18 protein-coding genes are annotated in these 18,473 nt (G+C 56.6%); 4 read left to right on the top strand and 14 right to left on the bottom strand.

Annotated elements, in window-relative coordinates; translation table 11 throughout:
* Positions 1–122 precede the first annotated feature (122 nt).
* The 4 genes from ACN0XZ_RS01870 to ACN0XZ_RS01855 form a co-directional block, all read right to left on the bottom strand.
* Positions 123–905 carry a helix-turn-helix transcriptional regulator gene (locus ACN0XZ_RS01870; protein ID WP_417456010.1) on the bottom strand — a complete coding sequence of 261 codons (783 nt, stop codon included), beginning with the start codon at positions 903–905 and terminating at the stop codon, positions 123–125.
* Positions 906–1,178: 273 nt separating this feature from the next.
* The gene (locus ACN0XZ_RS01865) at positions 1,179–1,403 is read right to left on the bottom strand and encodes a hypothetical protein (protein WP_417456009.1); all 225 of its coding nucleotides are present in this window, start codon (positions 1,401–1,403) and stop codon (positions 1,179–1,181) included.
* A gap of 196 nt (positions 1,404–1,599) precedes the next feature.
* Positions 1,600–2,271, bottom strand: a complete 672-nt coding sequence (gene bioD / locus ACN0XZ_RS01860; protein WP_417456008.1) for a dethiobiotin synthase — start codon at positions 2,269–2,271, stop codon at positions 1,600–1,602.
* Complete coding sequence (locus ACN0XZ_RS01855) at positions 2,268–3,452, bottom strand: aminotransferase class I/II-fold pyridoxal phosphate-dependent enzyme (protein ID WP_417456007.1); 1,185 nt, start codon at positions 3,450–3,452, stop codon at positions 2,268–2,270. Before ACN0XZ_RS01855 ends, bioD begins: the two co-directional genes overlap by 4 nt.
* A 130-nt stretch (positions 3,453–3,582) precedes the next feature.
* Between ACN0XZ_RS01855 and bioB the strand changes: the two genes are divergently transcribed.
* On the top strand, positions 3,583–4,563 hold the full coding sequence (bioB, locus tag ACN0XZ_RS01850) for a biotin synthase BioB (protein WP_417456006.1): 981 nt from the start codon (positions 3,583–3,585) through the stop codon (positions 4,561–4,563).
* A 12-nt stretch (positions 4,564–4,575) separates the two neighbouring features.
* Positions 4,576–5,835, top strand: a complete 1,260-nt coding sequence (locus ACN0XZ_RS01845) for an adenosylmethionine--8-amino-7-oxononanoate transaminase (protein WP_417456005.1) — start codon at positions 4,576–4,578, stop codon at positions 5,833–5,835.
* Here ACN0XZ_RS01845 and ACN0XZ_RS01840 read toward each other — a convergent pair whose 3' ends face one another.
* The 7 genes from ACN0XZ_RS01840 to ACN0XZ_RS01810 form a co-directional block, all read right to left on the bottom strand.
* Positions 5,836–6,801 (bottom strand): zinc transporter ZntB, encoded by a 966-nt coding sequence (locus ACN0XZ_RS01840; protein ID WP_417456004.1) that lies wholly within the window; start codon positions 6,799–6,801, stop codon positions 5,836–5,838.
* Complete coding sequence (locus tag ACN0XZ_RS01835) at positions 6,798–7,793, bottom strand: mechanosensitive ion channel family protein (RefSeq protein WP_417456003.1); 996 nt, start codon at positions 7,791–7,793, stop codon at positions 6,798–6,800. Before ACN0XZ_RS01835 ends, ACN0XZ_RS01840 begins: the two co-directional genes overlap by 4 nt.
* Positions 7,794–7,905: 112 nt before the next feature.
* Positions 7,906–9,003, bottom strand: a complete 1,098-nt coding sequence (locus tag ACN0XZ_RS01830) for an acyltransferase family protein (protein WP_417456002.1) — start codon at positions 9,001–9,003, stop codon at positions 7,906–7,908.
* Positions 9,004–9,168: 165 nt separating this feature from the next.
* The gene (locus ACN0XZ_RS01825; protein ID WP_417456001.1) at positions 9,169–9,618 is read right to left on the bottom strand and encodes a GNAT family N-acetyltransferase; all 450 of its coding nucleotides are present in this window, start codon (positions 9,616–9,618) and stop codon (positions 9,169–9,171) included.
* A 65-nt stretch (positions 9,619–9,683) separates the two neighbouring features.
* Positions 9,684–10,397 carry a Bax inhibitor-1/YccA family protein gene (locus ACN0XZ_RS01820; RefSeq protein ID WP_417456000.1) on the bottom strand — a complete coding sequence of 238 codons (714 nt, stop codon included), beginning with the start codon at positions 10,395–10,397 and terminating at the stop codon, positions 9,684–9,686.
* Between the two features lie 104 nt (positions 10,398–10,501).
* The gene (locus tag ACN0XZ_RS01815; RefSeq protein ID WP_417455999.1) at positions 10,502–13,036 is read right to left on the bottom strand and encodes an ABC transporter permease; all 2,535 of its coding nucleotides are present in this window, start codon (positions 13,034–13,036) and stop codon (positions 10,502–10,504) included.
* Positions 13,033–13,776 (bottom strand): ABC transporter ATP-binding protein, encoded by a 744-nt coding sequence (locus tag ACN0XZ_RS01810; protein ID WP_417455998.1) that lies wholly within the window; start codon positions 13,774–13,776, stop codon positions 13,033–13,035. Before ACN0XZ_RS01810 ends, ACN0XZ_RS01815 begins: the two co-directional genes overlap by 4 nt.
* A 104-nt stretch (positions 13,777–13,880) precedes the next feature.
* On the opposite strand from ACN0XZ_RS01810, the gene ACN0XZ_RS01805 reads away from it, so the two are divergent.
* Together ACN0XZ_RS01805 and thpR are read left to right on the top strand one after the other, a co-directional pair.
* Positions 13,881–14,573: an arylesterase gene (locus ACN0XZ_RS01805; RefSeq protein ID WP_417455997.1), complete on the top strand. Its 693-nt coding sequence runs from the start codon at positions 13,881–13,883 to the stop codon at positions 14,571–14,573.
* Positions 14,574–14,717: 144 nt separating this feature from the next.
* Entirely contained in the window at positions 14,718–15,338 is a 621-nt protein-coding gene (gene thpR / locus ACN0XZ_RS01800; RefSeq protein WP_417455996.1) for an RNA 2',3'-cyclic phosphodiesterase, read from the top strand.
* A 48-nt stretch (positions 15,339–15,386) separates the two neighbouring features.
* Here thpR and ACN0XZ_RS01795 read toward each other — a convergent pair whose 3' ends face one another.
* The 3 genes from ACN0XZ_RS01795 to ACN0XZ_RS01785 are packed head-to-tail and all read right to left on the bottom strand — an operon-like array spanning position 15,387 to position 18,413.
* The gene (locus ACN0XZ_RS01795; RefSeq protein WP_417455995.1) at positions 15,387–15,920 is read right to left on the bottom strand and encodes a YcnI family protein; all 534 of its coding nucleotides are present in this window, start codon (positions 15,918–15,920) and stop codon (positions 15,387–15,389) included.
* A gap of 12 nt (positions 15,921–15,932) precedes the next feature.
* Positions 15,933–17,990, bottom strand: coding sequence for a TonB-dependent receptor family protein (locus ACN0XZ_RS01790; RefSeq protein ID WP_417455994.1), 2,058 nt, complete (start codon positions 17,988–17,990; stop codon positions 15,933–15,935).
* A 51-nt stretch (positions 17,991–18,041) separates the two neighbouring features.
* Positions 18,042–18,413, bottom strand: a complete 372-nt coding sequence (locus tag ACN0XZ_RS01785; RefSeq protein WP_417455993.1) for a hypothetical protein — start codon at positions 18,411–18,413, stop codon at positions 18,042–18,044.
* Positions 18,414–18,473 lie beyond the last annotated feature (60 nt).

The raw sequence follows: 18,473 nt of genomic DNA, 5'->3' as shown, positions 1-18,473 counted from the left end.
TACTGCCCCGACGGTTTCAACCAGCCCAATCTTGCCTGTGCGCGCAGATACATTTCAGATTAAGCGCTATTTCTCAATAGCCCGTTAACAGTGCGGTACGTTTTTCTGGTGTGGGTGGGTGTTTAGTCGTCAAGAATCCCGAGCTTGAGGGCACTTGGCAGGATTTCCCTTGTGGACGTACAGGCAAGCGCTTCCTTAAGCTCCTTGATATGGAACGAAACCGTTGGTGCGCTCACACCGAGGCGCATGGCGATCTGTCCGTTGGTCAGCCCGGCATTGAGTTGCTGCAACACTTCATGGGGGCGGCCCTTAATGCCGAGCCGTTCTGCGCGCTCTTTACGCTCAAGTGGTTGATAGAAGGTATGCATATAGATGGATGCGAGGTGCACCTCGTCGCCGTGCATCTTCATAATTTCCTGCAGTTTGCCAATACGGTGGGCCGCGTGCAGGGTAACCTCGCCGTGGCCACGGCCAAATGCATGGCGCAGCGGGAAACCAACAGCCGAGAAAATGCCGTAGTGTTCAGCGCGCTGGAGAATAAAATCAAAACCCTTGAAGTTGGGGTCATTGGGGTCAAGAAGTTCACGCGCCATGTAAAGCGGCTGCATGGAGCGCTTCTCGATCTGGTGGATCATCGGGTCCACTTTTTCGTATTTCCGGTTCTGGTACTCTTCCACGCCCTCTTTGGGCATGCTGGTGATCCAGGTGCGGCCAGCAAGGGAAACGCGCACATGGGTTTCCTTACCATTTTCCGTTTCAATTGCGGTGTTGATCGGGGCGTATGAATAGCCATAGGTGGCGCACTTGAAACCGCGCGCTTCGATGAAATCAAGGAAGTGCTGCCAAACATCATGGCTTGTCGCGGCATTCTCAAGTTGGCCTATGAGCGTGCTGACACTGTCCACAAACAGTCTCCAACTGGTGATCGGTTCTTTTTCTAGGTTGAATTACTGCACGTGAGAAAGTTTCAGGCAAGTGAAAGATAGATGAAAAATTCAGTTTGCGCGGTTTTGGTGGGAAAGTTTCCCAATATCGGCTTGCCTATGGTTTCAGGTAAAGTAAAGCCCGCCCCTTGGGTGAGGGGCGGGCTGGTGACCGGGATTGGGTATGTCCCGGTCGAAGGACGGGCCGGTTAGGTGCCGGGTGCTGAGAGATGACCCGTCCAAACTCAAAACAAATTAGTGCAGAACGCTGACCTCATGCCGGAAGCAGTCCGCCGCTTTTGTGGTCAACTGGGCGTGGATCGCGAGCCATAGGTCGAAACCTTCTTCGTCCCCGATGGCTTTCATCTTGGAAAGCGCTTCATCAGCGTAGGTCAATGCTTTTGGGCCCAGGTTTTTAAGCAGATTGTCGGCAACAAGGCCGAAGTAGAAATTTGGGTCAAATGGCAAAGACTGTTGCATGATCTTCTTCCTCAGGGTCGTAAGTGATACTTGTGAGAGGTAAGAGCAACAGGCATGCCAGTTTTGCGCGAGGCTTTAGAGGCAAAGCATTTCAACAGCTTTGCGGGCGCGGAGGTCAGTTGAAATCAAGTTGCGCGGCAGGGAGCGGACAAAGATGCCGGGCAGATGTAATCCCCACTCGGTAAGGCTTGCCGCCTTATATCAGGTGCGCAAGGTCGGGCGCTGAGGCCCAAGGTGCAAAGGCGGAGGAAAGCCTTGGGATAACCGCAACCCTGAGCCCGGTGAGGCGCTCAATTTCCTCGGTTGTTTTTGCGAGGTCAGGGTTGTCGCCTCCGCTTTCGCTGATCACGATAGCCCGCACGGGCAACCCCCGCGCGGTCATGGCCTCAAGGGTGGCAATGGTGTGCGAAATTGTGCCGAGATAACTGCCAACAACGAGCAGGCTTTCAAGGCCGAGGTCCTTGATCCAGTCCGCCACCAGTTTGTCGCCCACAAGCGGCACAAAAGAGCCGCCCACACCTTCCACCAGTGTGAACTGGTTTTCAGCCATCGCGATGCGGCACGCACGAATAAGGTCTTCATAGTCAAGCGTGCGGCCCTCAAGGGCTGCGGCCATAGTGGGCGCAAGCGGCGCTTTGTAACGGAAGGGCGAGATACGGTTGATGACCTCAAGATTGAGCGGCAAGCCCAGGCTTTCGGCGATAAGCGCGGTATCGCTCCCCTGCATCGTGTCATCTGTCACGCCGCTGATGATGGGCTTGAGCGCCGCAACGGCTTTCCCCGACGATTTTAGTTGATGGCAGAGCGTGGCCGTTACCAGTGTTTTGCCGATCTCCGTACCTGTGGAGGTGATGAACAGCCCTTTCATGACATGTTCCCCAAACCCAGTTTTTTGCAGGCGGCGATCAGGCGCTCAACGTCATGATCCCGGTGGCTTGCGGAAAAACAAAACCGCAAACGCGACGTGCCTTCAGGGACCGTTGGGGGCCGGAAGGCTATAACCTTGAAGCCGAGGTCGGCGAGGTCGCTGGACGCCTTGAGGGCATCGGTTTCGCTGCCAATCACGATGGGTACGATGGGGGTGACGGGCTTGGCCAGGCCAAGCTCGTTTGCGAAATGCTGTGCAAGCTTCGTAGGCCGGGCCACCAGCTCTGCATCGGCTTCGGTCAATTCAAGCGCTTTGAGCGCGGCCCCAACAGCGGCGGGCGGCAGGCCGGTTGTATAAATAAAAGACCGCGAGCGGGTGCGCATCAAATCGCACACCGCGCGAGACGCGGCCAGATAACCACCATAGGCCCCGGCAGCTTTTGAAAGCGTGCCCATCTGCAAAGGCACCAAGCCGTGGGCGCCAGTGGCATGCAGGCTGCCGCGACCATCACCAATTGTACCGAGCGCATGCGCATCATCGTTCATGAGCCAGGCGTCAAACGCTTTCGCCAGTTCCCCCAGTTCCTTCAGCGGCGCGATGTCCCCATCCATCGAATACACACCGTCAACCACAATGAGCGCGCGGCCAAAATTAGCTCGCTCTGTCTCCAGTATGTCCCGCACATGAGCAACATCATTATGTCTGCAGAAACGAACAGTTGCTTTCGAGAGTTGCACACCGCCGTGGATGCTAGTGTGGATAAGCTCATCCGCGATGATCAGATCATTTTGGCCAATGATTGTAGGGATGATGCCCACGTTCGCGAGATAGCCTGAGCCGTATACCACAGCGTCTTCCGTGCCCTTGATACGGGCAATGGTTTGCTCGAGCTTGCTGTATAGGGGGTGGTTGCCGGTCACGAGGCGGCTTGCACCCGCGCCTGCGCCAAACTCTGTTGCTGCGTCGCGCGCGGCAGCAATAACGTCCGGATGTGTGGATAGTCCCAGATAGTCATTGTCGGTGAAGCTGATCAGTTCCGGCCCGCCATCCACATGCATGCTCATCGCGCCCGCCCGGCTGCTTTCCACCAAACGGCGGCGCTGGTTCCTGGCTTCAAGTTGTGCCAACTTGTTTTGCGCGAAAGCATCAAGGCTTGATGTGGTATCGTCATTTCTGGTCATGGATGCTGGCTTAGGCGCTTGTGAGCCTGCCGTCAAGCAAGCATCCGCGCTCATATGGTTAGGTAATTTTACTTGACTTGCCCGGGCGCAGTCGCGATTTTCCGGGGCAAATAGCCCCAAGGAGTTTTTCATGAACGCACCTGTCGCCATCACGCCAAAAGATGCTCCCATCCGTCATGACTGGAGCCGGGACGAGATCATGGCGCTGTTTGCCATGCCGTTCATGGACCTTGTGTTTGAAGCACAGCGGGTGCACCGCCTGTATCATGACCCCAATAAAGTGCAATTGAGCCAACTGATTTCGATCAAGACAGGTGGTTGCGCGGAAGACTGTGGTTATTGCTCACAATCAGCCAAACACGCCAAAACCACTGGCCTGACAGCAACCAAGCTGATGGAAGTGGAACGCGTGATTGACGCCGCGAAGCGCGCCAAGGAAGGCGGGGCGACGCGCTACTGCATGGGGGCAGCGTGGACCAGCCCGAAAGACCGGGATATGGACAGCATCCTCGCCATGGTGGAAGGCGTGAAAGCGCTTGGCATGCAAACCTGCATGACCCTTGGTATGCTCGATGATTGCCAGACCAAACAATTGAAGGAAGCTGGCCTCGACTATTACAACCACAATGTGGATACGTCTGAGGAATACTATAAAGAGATCATCACCACCCGCAGCTATCAGGAACGTATCGATACGCTCAACCGCGTGCGGGATGCGGGCATTAATGTGTGTTCGGGCGGCATTGTGGGCATGGGTGAAAAACCTGAAGACCGCGCAGGCATGCTGATGACACTCGCGAACCTTGATGAGCATCCTGATAGCGTGCCGATCAATATGCTGGTGGCCGTGCCGGGCACCCCGCTTGAGCATGTTGAAAAGCTCGATCCGTTTGAATTTGTGCGCACCATTGCGGTCGCACGCATCATGATGCCAAAAGCTGAAGTTCGCCTTTCCGCAGGCCGGCAGGAAATGTCTGAGGAAACTCAGGCGCTTTGTTTCCTCGCGGGCGCCAGCAGCATCTTTTATGGTGAGCAGCTCCTGACCACGCCAAACCCTGAAAACAACAAGGATATGGCGCTCTTCTCCAAACTGGGCCTCAGCCCAGCCTGATTTGCCCCTGATATGCCAAACACACCAAATTGGTATGATGAGGGCATGGGCCATATCTGGCTGCCCTATACCCAGATGAAAACGGCTGTGCCGCCCTTGCCTGTGGCTTCCACAAACGGGGTGCGGCTCACGCTCTCTGACGGGCGGGAGCTGATTGACGGCATTGCAAGCTGGTGGGCGGCAGCGCACGGGTATAATCACCCGCACATTCTTGACGCCATGAAACAGCAGCTTGAAGCCATGCCGCACGCGATGTTTGGCGGTCTTGTGAATGAACCTGCGCTCAAGCTCGCCAAGCGTTTGGCCGCAATGATGCCGGGAGATTTGAACCGCGTGTTTATCGCTGAATCCGGCTCCGTCTCCGTTGAAGTGGCGATGAAGATGGCGCTTCAATATTATTTCAACCGGGGCGAAAAGCGCACGAAGTTTGTTCACTTCCGTGGCACCTATCACGGCGACACGTTGGGCACCATGGCGGTGTGTGACCCGGAAGAGGGCATGCATGGCCTGTTTGGTGATGTGCTGGCGAAAAACCTGTTGGCCGACCTGCCGCGCACGCAGGAAGCGGCGGATCAGTTTGCGGCCTTCCTCAAGAAACACGCCTCAGATGTCGCTGCGGTGATCACGGAGCCTTTGGTGCAGGGGGCAGGCGGCATGGTGTTCCATCAGCCGGAGACCTTGAGGTGGTTGCGCGAGGCATGTGACGACGCGGGCGTACTCCTGATCGTTGATGAAATATTCACAGGCTTCTACCGCACAGGTAGCCGCTTCGCGGTAGATCAGGCAGGCATAGTGCCTGATATGTTGACGCTCTCCAAAGCGCTGTCGGGCGGGGTTTCACCGCTTTCTGTGTGTATTGCACGGGAAAGCGTGTTTGACGCTTTTTATGATGATGATCCGTCGAAAGCACTGATGCATGGCCCGACCTATATGGGTCACGCCCTTGGCTGTGCGGCCGCCAATGCGTCGCTCGATCTTTTTGAGCGTGAGGATTATGCCGCCAAGGTTCACGCCATTGAGGGGCAGATGATGGCTGAGCTGGCGCCCTGCGGTTTTGCCCCCAATGTGAAAAGTGTGCGCGTGAAGGGTGCCATTGGCGTCGTGCAGCTTGAGGATGCGTCCGCGATAGAAACGCTCAAACCCAAGTTTGTGGAACGCGGCGTGTGGATACGCCCCTTCCGTGACATTGTGTACCTCACCCCGCCGCTTACCATTGGTGAGGATGACCTTGGCACCCTCACTGGCGCCATTCGTGATGTTCTTGGGGCTTAGCTAGAACCAGCCGCTGCGCCTGAAAAAGAGCGCCAGTGCCCCCGCAATGGCCGTGCAGCCGCCGGTAACAACCCAGAAAGCAACATCGTTTTCAACGCCCGGCATGCCGCCGACATTGATCCCAAAAAGCCCGGTCAGGAAGCCAAGCGGCAGGAAAATCGCCGCAACGATAGAGAGCGTGTACATATTGCGGTTGAGCTTGTCTGAAAGCACCGTCACCAGTTCTTCCTGCTGGAACTGCAAGCGGTCTCGCGCCGCATCCAGATCTTCGAGGTGGCGGGTCAGGTCGTCATGCGCGTTTCTGAGCTTCCGGGTGTATTTCTCGCCAAGCCATGTGGTGGCAAGGTCTTTCAGCAGCCCGACGGCGGCACGCAGTGGGTTGAAATAGCGCCTGAGCAGCAAGACCTTATGCCTGAGGTCCGCGAGCTTGATCCGATGCTCCGGCCTGCCGCCGTCGATCATCTCAAGCTCAAGCTCGTCTATCTCCTCCATCAGGTCGGCGATAGGGCTCGCCATATTTTCAATGATGTTAACCGTGAGGCCAACAATCACTTCTGACGAACTTGCCGGTGTGTCGGCGGCTTCAAGCTTGGCAGCCAGTTTTCGGGCCGCATATACGGGCCGCCTTTGGGCGCTGATCACATGGCTGCCGTCACTCCATATCCGTAAGGAAACCATGTCTTCCGGGTCTTCTTCCGGGTTGAGGTTGATGCCGCGCAAAATTACGAGATATTCGTTTTCAAACTCTTCAACCCGGGGGCGGGTGTCGGTGGCACAAAGCGCCTCGATCATGGCGTCATCGATATAGGGCGCGGCTTTTTTTACATCTGCCTTGGCGTCTGGCCCCGCTACATTGAAGTGAAGCCAGATGGGTTCGTCGATATCTCCTTCACCTTTGGCGGCATGCCTGCCGGTGTCGGCACCGTCACGAAGATAGATTGCGCTGATAAGGGCCTTTTCGCTCATGCTTCATCGCCCTGCTGCTCAGTGGCCTCCGCCAGCAAACCTTGTGGGGCGGATTTGATATGAAGGTCCCGCTGCGGGAACGGTATCTCAACCCCGTTTTCGGCAAACTTGCGCCAGATGGTGAACTGCACATCGCTTTTGGGGCCGCGCCTGCCTTCGGTAACGTCAGCCACCCAGAAATGCAGCGTGAAATTGATGGAGCTGTCGCCAAAGCCGTCCAGATAACACACAGGTTCAGGGAACTTTGCGCAGCGTTCATGCTCATGCGCAGCCTCCAGAAGCAGCTTGTGTACAAGGTCAAGGTCAGCACCATAAGAGACACCAACCACAATCTCTACGCGCCCTTGTTTGTTGGTGAGGGTCCAGTTGATCACTCGCGCAGTGATGAAATCCTCGTTCGGGACCATCACTTCCTTACCGTCAAAGGTTTCAACAAGGCTGTACCGCGCACCGGTGTGGCGTACAAAACCTTGTATGCCGTCTGAAAGCTCAATCAGGTCGTCAACCTCCACAGATTTTTCCGCAAGCAGGATGATGCCGCTAATGAAGTTGGAGGTAATTTTCTGCAAACCAAAACCAATGCCGATACCAACCGCGCCGCCAAGCACGGTAAGGGCTTTGAGGTCGATCCCGATCATATCAAGGGCAGCAACAAAGAAGATGAAATAGATGATCAGCGTTGCGGCTTTTGAGAGCAGTTCCCTGTTGCTGACCCGCATGCGTGAAATGCCTGCAATGCGCTTCTCTGCCTGGGTTGCAACAAGCGAAGAAATCCAAAAGAAACCGAAAATGATCAGCAGGCCCTTGAGCACCGTGTAGGGCGATATTTTATAGTCCATAAACTCGAGCGTCAGTCGCTCGTCGTTCAAGAACTCACGCACGGGTATCAGGTGGCCGTTGTAACCCGCCCAAATGAGCGCGGCGAGAGCGCCAACGATCAGGACTTTCGCCAGAATTGTCCGGGGGTGAAAAAACTCGGATGTAAAAGACATAGCCTGAGGGTCGCTCCTGCCCATAGGGGCGTTGGGGTCGTTATCGTTTGGCTATATTGTTACGGAAATGAAACCTTAAGTCATCCGTTTTGTGTTGCTCCCGGCGGCTCGGTTAAACCTTCAGGATAATGCCGCGTTTCTGCATGATAGCCACGGGTACCCAACTCAGCATCACAACAATGACAACCGGTAGCAGCATGGCCAGTGCGGGCGATACGAGTGCCGCCAGGCTGTCCTGCATGCCGGTGGTGACAGGGTTCAGCAGCACAGGCCCCATCAGATAGGTATGGACCACATAGGCCGTTATGGCGTTGATGCCAAAGGCTTGGCCAAAACGGGTCAGCGGCCCACGCCAGCCTTTGATATCCAGCATCCATATGAGAATGGCGAACACGAGAAGCGCCATGCCAGAGGTGGTGAGCACAAAGGTGGATGACCACGTGGCTTTCACGATGGGATGGATACCGCTGAGCGCGAACCCAAGGATCGTGAGAATAAGACCGGTGAGACACATGTGACGCAGTAGCGTCGCGCCTGCACCCTTGTGGCGGATATACATGCCGGTAAGCGCCCCCATCAGGGCTTGCGCGATGCTTGGCAGGGTGCCGAGAAGGCCTTCGGGCTCGTATGGTGCGGGGGCGTTACGGGCATAGACATGGTCACCAAGGAAATAGCGGTCAAACCAGTTAGAATAGTTGAGGCCAGGCTCCAGAAGGTTGGTTTCCCCGTCGGGGATCGGGATCATTTGCAGGAAATGATACCCAACCAGAATAATGACAATCAGCCCCAACTGCCCGCGCCAGCCATAGCCGATAAAGAAAATAGCCGCGCCAAAGAAGGTGATGCCGATGCGCTGTAGAACACCCAGCAGCCGAATGGGTTCGGACCAGTCTGCAAACGAAAGCGTGAGCGCAAGCCCGATGAGGAACAGAAGGGCGGACCGTTTGAGAAGCTTGAGGATGAGCCCGCGCGTGGGGGCGGTTTCTTTGACACCAGACAAGGCGAAAGGAAGAGAAACACCCACCATGAAGATGAAAAAGGGGAAGACGAGGTCGGCAATGGTGAGCCCGGCCCACGGGGCATGCAGGAATATATCATACGCGGGCACGCCTGCACCGTAGTGAAATACCGAAACGCTGTTCACGAAGATCATGCCAATAACGGCAAGGCCCCGAAATACATCAAGCGACAGAAGGCGTTCTTTTGCCATGTGCCTTTTCTCCCCTCGTTGCCCTGTGGCGTATAAAGCAACACCACGATAAAATGACAACGTTAGACAAAATAGCTCAGCGACGATGAAATGCAATGGCAATATGACGAGGGTGGTATGACGGTCGGGTGCTCAGCGGTAGGCAGTGGTGTCGGGCAGGGCGCTTTAGAGAGGCAGCTTCATCTCAACTTCATCAAGGCCGGGGCCAAAGCCGTCTGGGGTTGTGGATGTAACCTGAAAGCCAAAGCGCTTGTAAAAACCGGCTGTGTGCTGGCTTGTTGAGAGCACCACCTTTGAGGCCGCACCGCGAGAACGAATGAGCTCAAGCCGGGCTTCAAGAAGATATCGCCCAAACCCTGCGCCCTGATGCTCTGGCGCTACCATGCCCCAGGCGAGCCCGGCGATCGTGTCGTTTTGGTGCCATGTCACGCCGCCACATGCAATAATGTGTCCGTCGTTTTCAAGCACCAGATAGTCGTGAGGCTTGCTTGTCAGAAAAGCGTCGAACTCTTCGCGCTCCACAGCATCAAAATAGCGCGGCACATTGGCATCAAACAGCGCGAGGCAGGCTTGTTTGTCGTGTGATGTGAAGGGGCGGGGCAGGGCAGTTGCCATCATGAGCTTCCTAATAAAAAAGCCCGGCACAAGGCCGGGCTTTCGGTTGTTCTATATAGTTTCGCCTATTCGCGATTGCCAAGGAATTGCAGCAGCATCATGAACAGGTTCACGAAATCAAGATACAGGGCAACTGCGCCCATAATCGCGCCTTTGGCTACGGCTTCACCTGTCGCCATCATGTAATAGCTTTCCTTGATGCGCTGCGTGTCATAGGCGGTGAGGCCCGCAAACACCAGAACACCAACCACAGAAATCACGAACTGCAACATTGTAGAGCCAAGGAAGATGTTCACGATACTGGCGATGATCAAGCCAATGAGGCCCATGAACAGGAAGGTACCCATGCCAGACAGGCTCTTCTTCGTGGTGTAGCCATAGAGGCTCAGCGCGCCAAAAGTAGCCGCTGTGATGAAGAAGGTACGCGCGATGCTGGTGCCCGTGTAGGCCGTGAATATCCACGCCATCGATACGCCCATCGTGGCTGCGAACGCCCAGAAGATCATCTGCAGCGCGCCGGATGAAAGCTTATTGATGCCAAAGCTCATAACCATAATGAACGCGAGTGGTGCCAGCATTACAATCCAGTGTAGGCCGGTGCCGTAAATCGCGTTGAGCATGGCTGGGCTGTTGCCAACAAACATCGCGACGATGCCGGTCAGCAATACGCCAGAGGCCATATAGTTATAGACCTTGAGCATGTAAGCGCGTAGGCCCTCGTCAAACTCCGCAGTCTGCGTGGTCGAAGCGCCATAAGTTGAATAATTACGTTGTACCATTTTTGCTCCTCATGAGCTTGGTTGTTACTTTGAGCCTAATATGGCGATTATACCCCACGCTTTCAACTGCAATCGGTAGGGTATAACGCCGATTTTATGTGCGGCTATTCGGTTCTCAGCACTTGATTGGGTTTCGCGGCTAATGCCCGGAAGCTGGAGCCAAGCCCAAACAGCACCGTGATGAAAAGGCTGACAGTGACCGTAAAGATCATGGGCCACGGCAGGAAGGTAAACTCCATCTCCATAACCTGTTCCACCACCAGCCAACCGGCAAGGGAGCCGAGCGCGAGCGCGACTGTGGCGGTGATCAGGCCGATCAGCGCATATTCAAGAAGATAGGCACTTAGTATCTGCCTGCGCACAGCACCCACAACCTTCAGGATGACCGATTCGTAAACCCGCTGGCGGAAGCCTGCGGCAATGGCGCCCGCAAGCACCAGGATGCCTGCGATGATCGCAACGGCCGCTGTGGCGCGCACCGCAATACCAATCTGTTCCATCATCACGTTTACGCTTGAAAGCACTTCTTTCATGCGCACGGCGGTCACGCCGGGGAACTTGTTGGTGATCACCTTGTGGGCAGCCACCTCCGCGTCGCCCCCCGCTTTCAGCGTTGCCATATAGGTATGCGGCGCAGCTTTGAGCGTATAGGGGTCAAAAAGGATCACGAAGTTGAAGCCAAAGGTGCCCCAGTCAATCTCCCGCAGGCTGCGTACCGTTGCGGTGATCTCCCGGCCCAGCACGGAAACGCTGATGGTGTCACCAATTTTAAGGCCAAGGCCATCGGCGACTTCCTTGCCGAGGCTGACTTCAGGTTCGCCGCTATAGTCAGTGGGCCACCACTCACCCTCAACAACACGGCTACCCTTGTTGAGCTCTGGCATATAGCTCAAACCACGGTCACCCCGCAGTACCCAGCGGACCTCGGGGTTGATCTCAACATCTGCAGCATTCACGCCGTTTAGTTTGGTCACCCGGCCCCGCAGGTTGGGAACCGTCACCAGCTCTTCAACACCGCCAACGCCGCGCGCCGTTGCTTCAAAATCCTCAAGCTGGGCAGATTGAATATCTAACATGAAGAAAGCCGGTGCTTCATCAGGCACCTGTTCAGTGAGCCGTGCTTCAAGGTTGCCTTCAATGAGCGCGAGGGACGCAAAAAGCGTAAGCCCAAGGCCGAGGGACAACACAACTGCCCCCGTGGCGGCACCTGGGCGGTGCAGGTTCGCAATCGCCATACGGCGTAGCGCGTTTTTGGACCGTGGGGCTTTCGCGGCACCGCGTTCAATCAGCCAACTGATACCCCGCAGGATAAAGAGCGTGATGCCCGCGCCTACCATAAAGCCTGCGGCCAGAATGCGGTTGTCCGACATGCCAACGGCCAGCAGCACAACAATCATGCCTGCCCCAAAAATGGTGGCGAGATAGATCATGCGCGGCCAACGGCTTTCAGGGGCAACAAGCGCACGGAACAGGCGAACAGCCGGCAGGTCTCGCGCTTTGCCAAGCGGCCACACGGTGAAGGCCACTGTGATCATGAGGCCATATAGGGCCGACAGTGCGAGCGCGAGCGGGTACACGCCACCGTCTGGTTTCACAGGCAAGGTGTCGGGCAAAAACATCGCGAGAACGCTCGGCAGCATTGCACCAACAATCATGCCGATCACAATGGCAACAAGCCCCATCAACAGAACCTGGAAGAAGTAGGTCTTGAAAACGACCGAACCGTCTGCACCCAAAATCTTCAGTGTGGCGATAGTGCGGGTTTTGCGGTCCATATAGCCTTTGACCGCGTTGCCAACACCGACACCGCCAACCACAAGCGCAGACACCCCCACAAGGGTGAGGAACATGCCCATCTGGTCAATGAAGCGGCGGAGGCCCGGCGCACTCGTAGACCGGTCACGCACGCGCCAGTTCTCATCCGGGAAAGCTTCTTTGAGGTCTTCGCGCATGGCTTTGACATCAAGCCCCTCATTGAGGCGGATCTTATAGTAGTGATTGATCAGGCTGCCGGTGGTGACAAGCCCGGTGGCGTCAAGCGCCTTGTGGCGGATCATCACCGTTGGCCCAAGCTGGAAACCCAGGTTGGCCTTGTCTGGCTCACGGTCAATAAAAGCGCGGATATCGGCTTTCACTTCGCCAAAAGTGAGGGTGTCACCCAGTTTTACCCCAAGCCTTTCGGCCAGCATCGGGTCGATCGCAGCACCCCAGCGGCCCGCGCGTTCTTCAAACAGCGCGTTATTATCAAGCTGTGGGGTGGTCTCAAACTTGCCGTAAAGCGGGTAAAGCCCGTCAACAGCGCGCAGTTCCACAAGGGTGGATGTGCCGCCGTCCTCAAAACGTGCCATCGTCCGCAGCCGTGCGGATACGGAAAGCGTGCCTTTGCCGTCTACCCATTCCAGCAGTTCAGGCCCTGCCTGTCGCTGGAAAATATTGATCTCTATATCACCACCAAGGATGGATTGGCCTTCGCGTTCCATGCCCTCGGTAATAGCGCGGGTGAGCGAGCCAATGGCCGCAATGGCGGTTACGCCCAAAATCAGGCATGCCATGAAAATTCTGAAGCCTGAGAGGCCGCCACGCAGCTCCCTCAGTGCCAGCCTTAGGGCCACTGGCAGGGCCGGGCTGCGCGTGATCATTTGCTGCCCTTTACTTTGCTCGTGGGCGCGTCCTCAATCTGGACAGACTTGGTATCGCCCGTGTCGTCAACGATATCGCCGTCAGACATGGAGATCACACGGTCGCAGCGGTCCGCCAGCGCCGGGTCGTGGGTTACAAGCACAAGCGTTGAGCCGCGCTGTTCCGACAGATCAAAAATCAGGTCAATGATCGCGCGGCCGGTTTTTCCGTCCAGATTACCAGTGGGCTCATCCCCAAACAGGATCGCAGGCTCGGGCGCAAGCGCACGGGCAAGGGCCACACGCTGCTGTTCGCCGCCTGAAAGCTGTGCGGGGTAATGTTCCATACGGTGGGCGAGGCCAACGGCCTCCAGCTCACGCGCGGCGCGGTCAAACGCATCGTTCACGCCAGCAAGCTCAAGCGGCACGGCCACATTCTCAAGCGCTGTCATGGTTGGGATAAGGTGAAACGCCTGCATCACGATACCCACACGGCTCAGCCTGTGGCGCGCCAGTGTGTCTTCGTCGGCACCCTCAAGCTTGAGGCCATCCACCGTCACGCTGCCGCCTGTGGCTTGCTCAAGCCCGGTCATCAGGCTCATAAGCGATGACTTGCCGCTGCCAGATGGGCCCACAATGCCAACACTTTCGCCCGCTTTAATGCCGAATGAGATAGATTTAAGGATGTTTACAGGGCCCGCACCGCTTTCAAGCGTGAGCGCAACATTCTCAAGCTGGATGATTGCTTTGTTATCAGCCATTGAAATAGTCTTCCTTCGCTGCCAGATACATTGATCCGGTATTTTGTTGTTTTATATTCACGGTTTGCCGTGATTTTATACGTATATAGCTAGGAGCTGGACCTATGATGGTCAATCACCGCCCCATAAATAAAGTTATTAGCGCATTTTTTGCGCGGTGTTTAGCTTTACTGACAATATTCGGTTTTGGCCTGCAAATCTCAGCCACCACCGTGAAGGCAGATGAGGGTGACGTGGTGCAAATTCTGGCCTTCGGTGACAGCTTGACGGCGGGTTATGGCCTTGCGCCCGGTGAAGGCTTCACCGAGCAGCTTGAGGTCTGGCTCAATGAAAACGCCGAGGTGGCGATTGAGGTGATCAATGCCGGTGTGTCGGGCGATACATCATCCGGCGGTCGCGCGCGGCTTGAATGGGGCCTCGCGCCGGTGAAGGACGGCAGGCCCGATCTGGTGATTTTAGAGCTGGGCGCAAACGATGGCCTGCGCGGCATTGACCCGCATATCACGGCTGAAAATATCGATGCCATGGCGGCTACGCTGGCGGAACGGGATATCCCGGTGTTGATCGCGGGTATGATGGCACCGCCAAATCTTGGGGCGGATTATGCGGCGGTTTTCAACCCCATTTTTCCTGAGACAGCAGAAAAATACGGTTTTCCGCTTTATCCCTTCTTCCTTGACGGTGTGGCAGCAGACGCCAGCCTGAACCAGTCAGACGGCATGCACCCCACGGCAGAAGGTGTTAAAATCATTGTGGAAAAGATCGGCCCCGTGGTTCTTGAGGTGCTTGGTTTCTAAAGTTTCATAGGCTCGGCTGACCAGATTTTTGGCACTGTCACAAAAAATTCAGGCACGTTGACGATTCCCCTCCGGCGATTTTTACGCTAGCATTAGTATGTCGGGCCATTTTGAGCCCGATATCTTGATCGAAGGAGGCAGGCCATGGTGCGTTTATTCGTCGGCCTGGAAATTCCGGAAAGTATCAGGGACGCGCTTTCTCATGTACGCGGCGGCGTTGAAGGCGCACACTGGCAACGGGATGACCAGCTTCACCTAACCCTTGCATTTATCGGCGATGTGCCGAAGAAGACCTTCCGTGAAATTGAAGGCGAGCTTTCGCGCATCTCTTTCACGCCGTTTGACCTTGCGCTCAAAAGCGTGGGTCTTTTTGGCAAACCCAAACAGCCCAAATGCCTGTGGGCCGGTGTTGAAGACAAGGCACCGCTGATGCATTTGCACGAGAAGGTGCTGAACGCACTGGACCGTGTTGATGTTGATGTGGAGCGGCGGAAATATAAACCGCATGTCACGCTCGCGCGGTTCAGGCGCGGGGCACAGGCGAGGGTCGGGGACTGGCTGCTGCAAGGCGAGATGCTTCACACACCCGTTGAGACGGTGCAGCATTTCACGCTGTTCTCAAGCCAGCGCACGCATGAAGGCTCTTACTACACGGTGGAAAGCCGCTTTGGCCGCGCGCTTGAAAGCGAACCTGACGTGGAAGACAGCTACAGCACGTTTGACATGGCGCGTGAGTTTGGCTGGACGCTGGAGCCCGCTTACTGAAGATGCTGCCATGCCGGATACTTCCAGCATGGCAGCGGGCGTTAACGCCTAGTGATGCGGCGCTTGTGAACCCTCATCGCTTTTCAGGTACACCACCGGCGCAGGCGTGGGCACGCTGCCCCACGCGGCCCCCTCGGGCGGGATCATGGTCCATCTTTTTTCACCATGCGCGCAGCTTTGCGCGGTCGGGAAATAAAGCGGGCCTGAACTCATCGGCAATTTCACCAAAAGCCCGAACTGGTCCACCATCGTGTCAGGCAGCGAACCACCGCTCCAACGCACGCGCGCCACACGGTCCGTGAGCATTTTACCGTGCGGGCCAACCACAGGTGCGGGCAGGTCTTCCCTGATAATTTCTACATCCCAGCCCGCCTTGGGTTGCGGTTTGGCGCTATAGATGCCGGTGGGGATGTCAACGGTCAGGCTTTCGGTTGCCTCGCCATCGCAGCCGTGCCCAACACGCAGGAAGGTGAAAAAATACGCCCCCGGTTTGGCTTCGGTTTCACTTAGCACCACATGCGCTTTCACAGGTACAGTCATAGCAGAGGCACCAAGGACAAGGGCGGTGATCATCTTTTTCATCATCTCTCTCCCTTAAAAGCGGTAGGTGATGCCGCCATAAATGGCGCGGCCTTCACCTGGGTAAAATACGGCCAGGTTTGCCCCCGCCGCACCCGCGTCATTGATGGCGCCAAACTCGGGCACATAGGCTTTGTCGGTTAAGTTGCGGGCATCAATAAAGAGGGTGACACCCTCACGCACTTCAACGCCTGCGTTCACTGACAAGACCGCATAGCCCGGTGCCTTCATGGTATTGGCATAATCCACGAAGGTATCGCCCGGCCGCCATTCCACATTGGGGCCCAGGAAAAACCCGGCAGTGTTTTCGTACCGCAGCCCGATCTGGATCTGGTGTTTGGGCACCACAGGCAGGCGGTTGTCGCCATAGGTGGCATCATCCCTGAACTTGAAGTCCGAATAGGTGTAACCAAGCCGCGCAGTCAGCCCGCCGCCCATGAAACCTTCCTCAACTATCTGCCAGTCAAACGCTGCTTCAATGCCGCGGTGCACGGTATCGTCCGCGCCAGCAACCGCACTTGGCAAGCCAAAGGTGTTCGCGAATGAGAGCAGCTCATGCTGAAGCCAGGCCTGATAGAGCGTGATATCCCAGATGAGGCTATCTGCGCGGCCACGGGTGCCAACTTCTGCACTTATAGCCTCCTGCGGTTTGTTGGGCACAAAACCGGGGTAGGGCGCCTGCACCAGCGCGCCAAAATGCGGCGGCTCAACAGACCGGGTCATGTTGGCGTAAACCTGCGTGCCGTTCTTATTTTCCCACAAAAGGCCAACGCGCGGCGCGAACCAGTCAAAGGTTTTTTCCGCGTCATTGGCGGGTGCGAGGTGATTGTTATAGTCCCGCGTGGCGCGCCCGTAGGACGCCCCGGCAACCAGTGCCAAAGTATCGGTAGCAAAGAAACGGGCCTCCGCAAAAACATCAAGGCCGATTGCCTTGTGGCGGCTATCCCCGAACTGGAAACCACTTTCACCACCAATGTTGCTGTAGAGTTGTTGATCAAGTTGCCCCTGACGGTAGGAAACACCCCAGAAGATATCTGTTTTATGGCCCGCCACGTCGCCCGCCCAATCAAACCGGCCGAAGGCGCCCTGGGTGTCAGACTGTTGGTCAATCACGATCGGGATCGGGTGGTGCAGGTCCGTGGTAGTGGCGTAAAGCCCCCCTTCAAACAACAGGTTTTCGTTGAAGCGCCAACGGGTTTGCAGGCTCAGCCGACCGAGGCGTTGATCCCGCGCCCACTTGCCGTTTTTAACTGCGTCGGTTGAGGTCTCTGGTGCATCAAGCGCGGTGGTGAGGTCAAGCGAGCCGGGTACATTCTGGTCGATATCAGCACCATAGGCGATCAGGCGGACTTCCCGGTCCTCGCCAAAGCTGTAGCCCATGTTGACGGTGGCGCGAATTTGATCCTGCTCCGCCCACTCCCTGAAGCCATCTGATTGCAGGGCGTTCACGGACGCGTAAACATCAAAGTCACCCATCACTTTGGCAACAGCGGCACCGCCCCTGAGGGTATCAAACGAGCCACCCTCAAGCCGCAGCATATAGTTCGACTGCGCTGTGTGGCCCGTGGGCGTTACGAGGTTGATGGCCCCGCCAAGTTGTGCGCCCCCGAACCGCAGCGCATTGCCGCCTTTATAGACCTCAATATACCGGGCAGCGAGCGGGTCAATTTTCTGGAAATCGGAAAAACCGTCAGCGTCCGCGAACGGCACACCGTCTTGCGCGAACATAACCCCGCGCTGGTGGTAGGATTGCCCGATACCTGAACCACGGATGGAGAGGCGGGATTCTTCACCGTAGCGTTTTTGCGCTATTACGCCGGGCACATCCCGCAGCATGTCAGCGAAGCCTTGCGCGGTGCGATCCTCATAAGCTTCAACAGCAACAAGGGCGACGGCCCCCGGTGTGCGGGCGAGGCGCTCACGGTTTTCGGCAATCACGGGGGGTTCACCCTCCCCGCGTTTGGCGGTGACAATAATGGTTTCCACGTCGTCTGTGGTAGCGGTTGCCGCAACAGCGGGCATAGAGAGCATAAGCGCCGCGACAGAGCACGCGCCTTTAAAATGGGAATACATGGGTTTCCTCCAAAACAGGGTGGCGCGGCCATGCGCGCCGATACATCGGGTTTATGCGGTTTGGAGGGGGACGGGCGGTGCACGGCTGCCAATGGTGCCGTGGTGCAGTAGGCCTTTAAGGGGTGGATGCTCGGCAACTACTGTGCTGGTGGGCTCAGGCGTTCTGGGCAGCAGCAGGTTTGTGGTTACCGGTTCAGCGATGACCGGTGTACCCATCATCACGCAGTCGCACTCATGCGCCGCATGTTCGCCCGGCTGGCTGGTGCTCAGGTTATCAATCGAACACCAGGTGTCACCGCCAAAGACGGCGTGTTCGCCCGCGGGCTGGCTCACGCAGCAGGAAAGCGCAAGCCAAAGTTGGGCCAGCACCGCAAAAAGCGCGATGTCGGTCACAAAGCTGGATGATTTCCTGAAGCGGGTCATGGTGTGCGCTTTAGCCGGTCCACCGGTGTGCAACAAGTGCGTTATTGTCGCAGGTGTTTG

The sequence above is a fragment of the Kordiimonas sp. genome (assembly GCF_048264555.1).
Lineage (GTDB): Bacteria > Pseudomonadota > Alphaproteobacteria > Sphingomonadales > Kordiimonadaceae > Kordiimonas.
The sequence above is the reverse complement of the archived record's forward strand: the minus strand, read 5'-3'. Positions and strand labels throughout refer to the sequence as shown.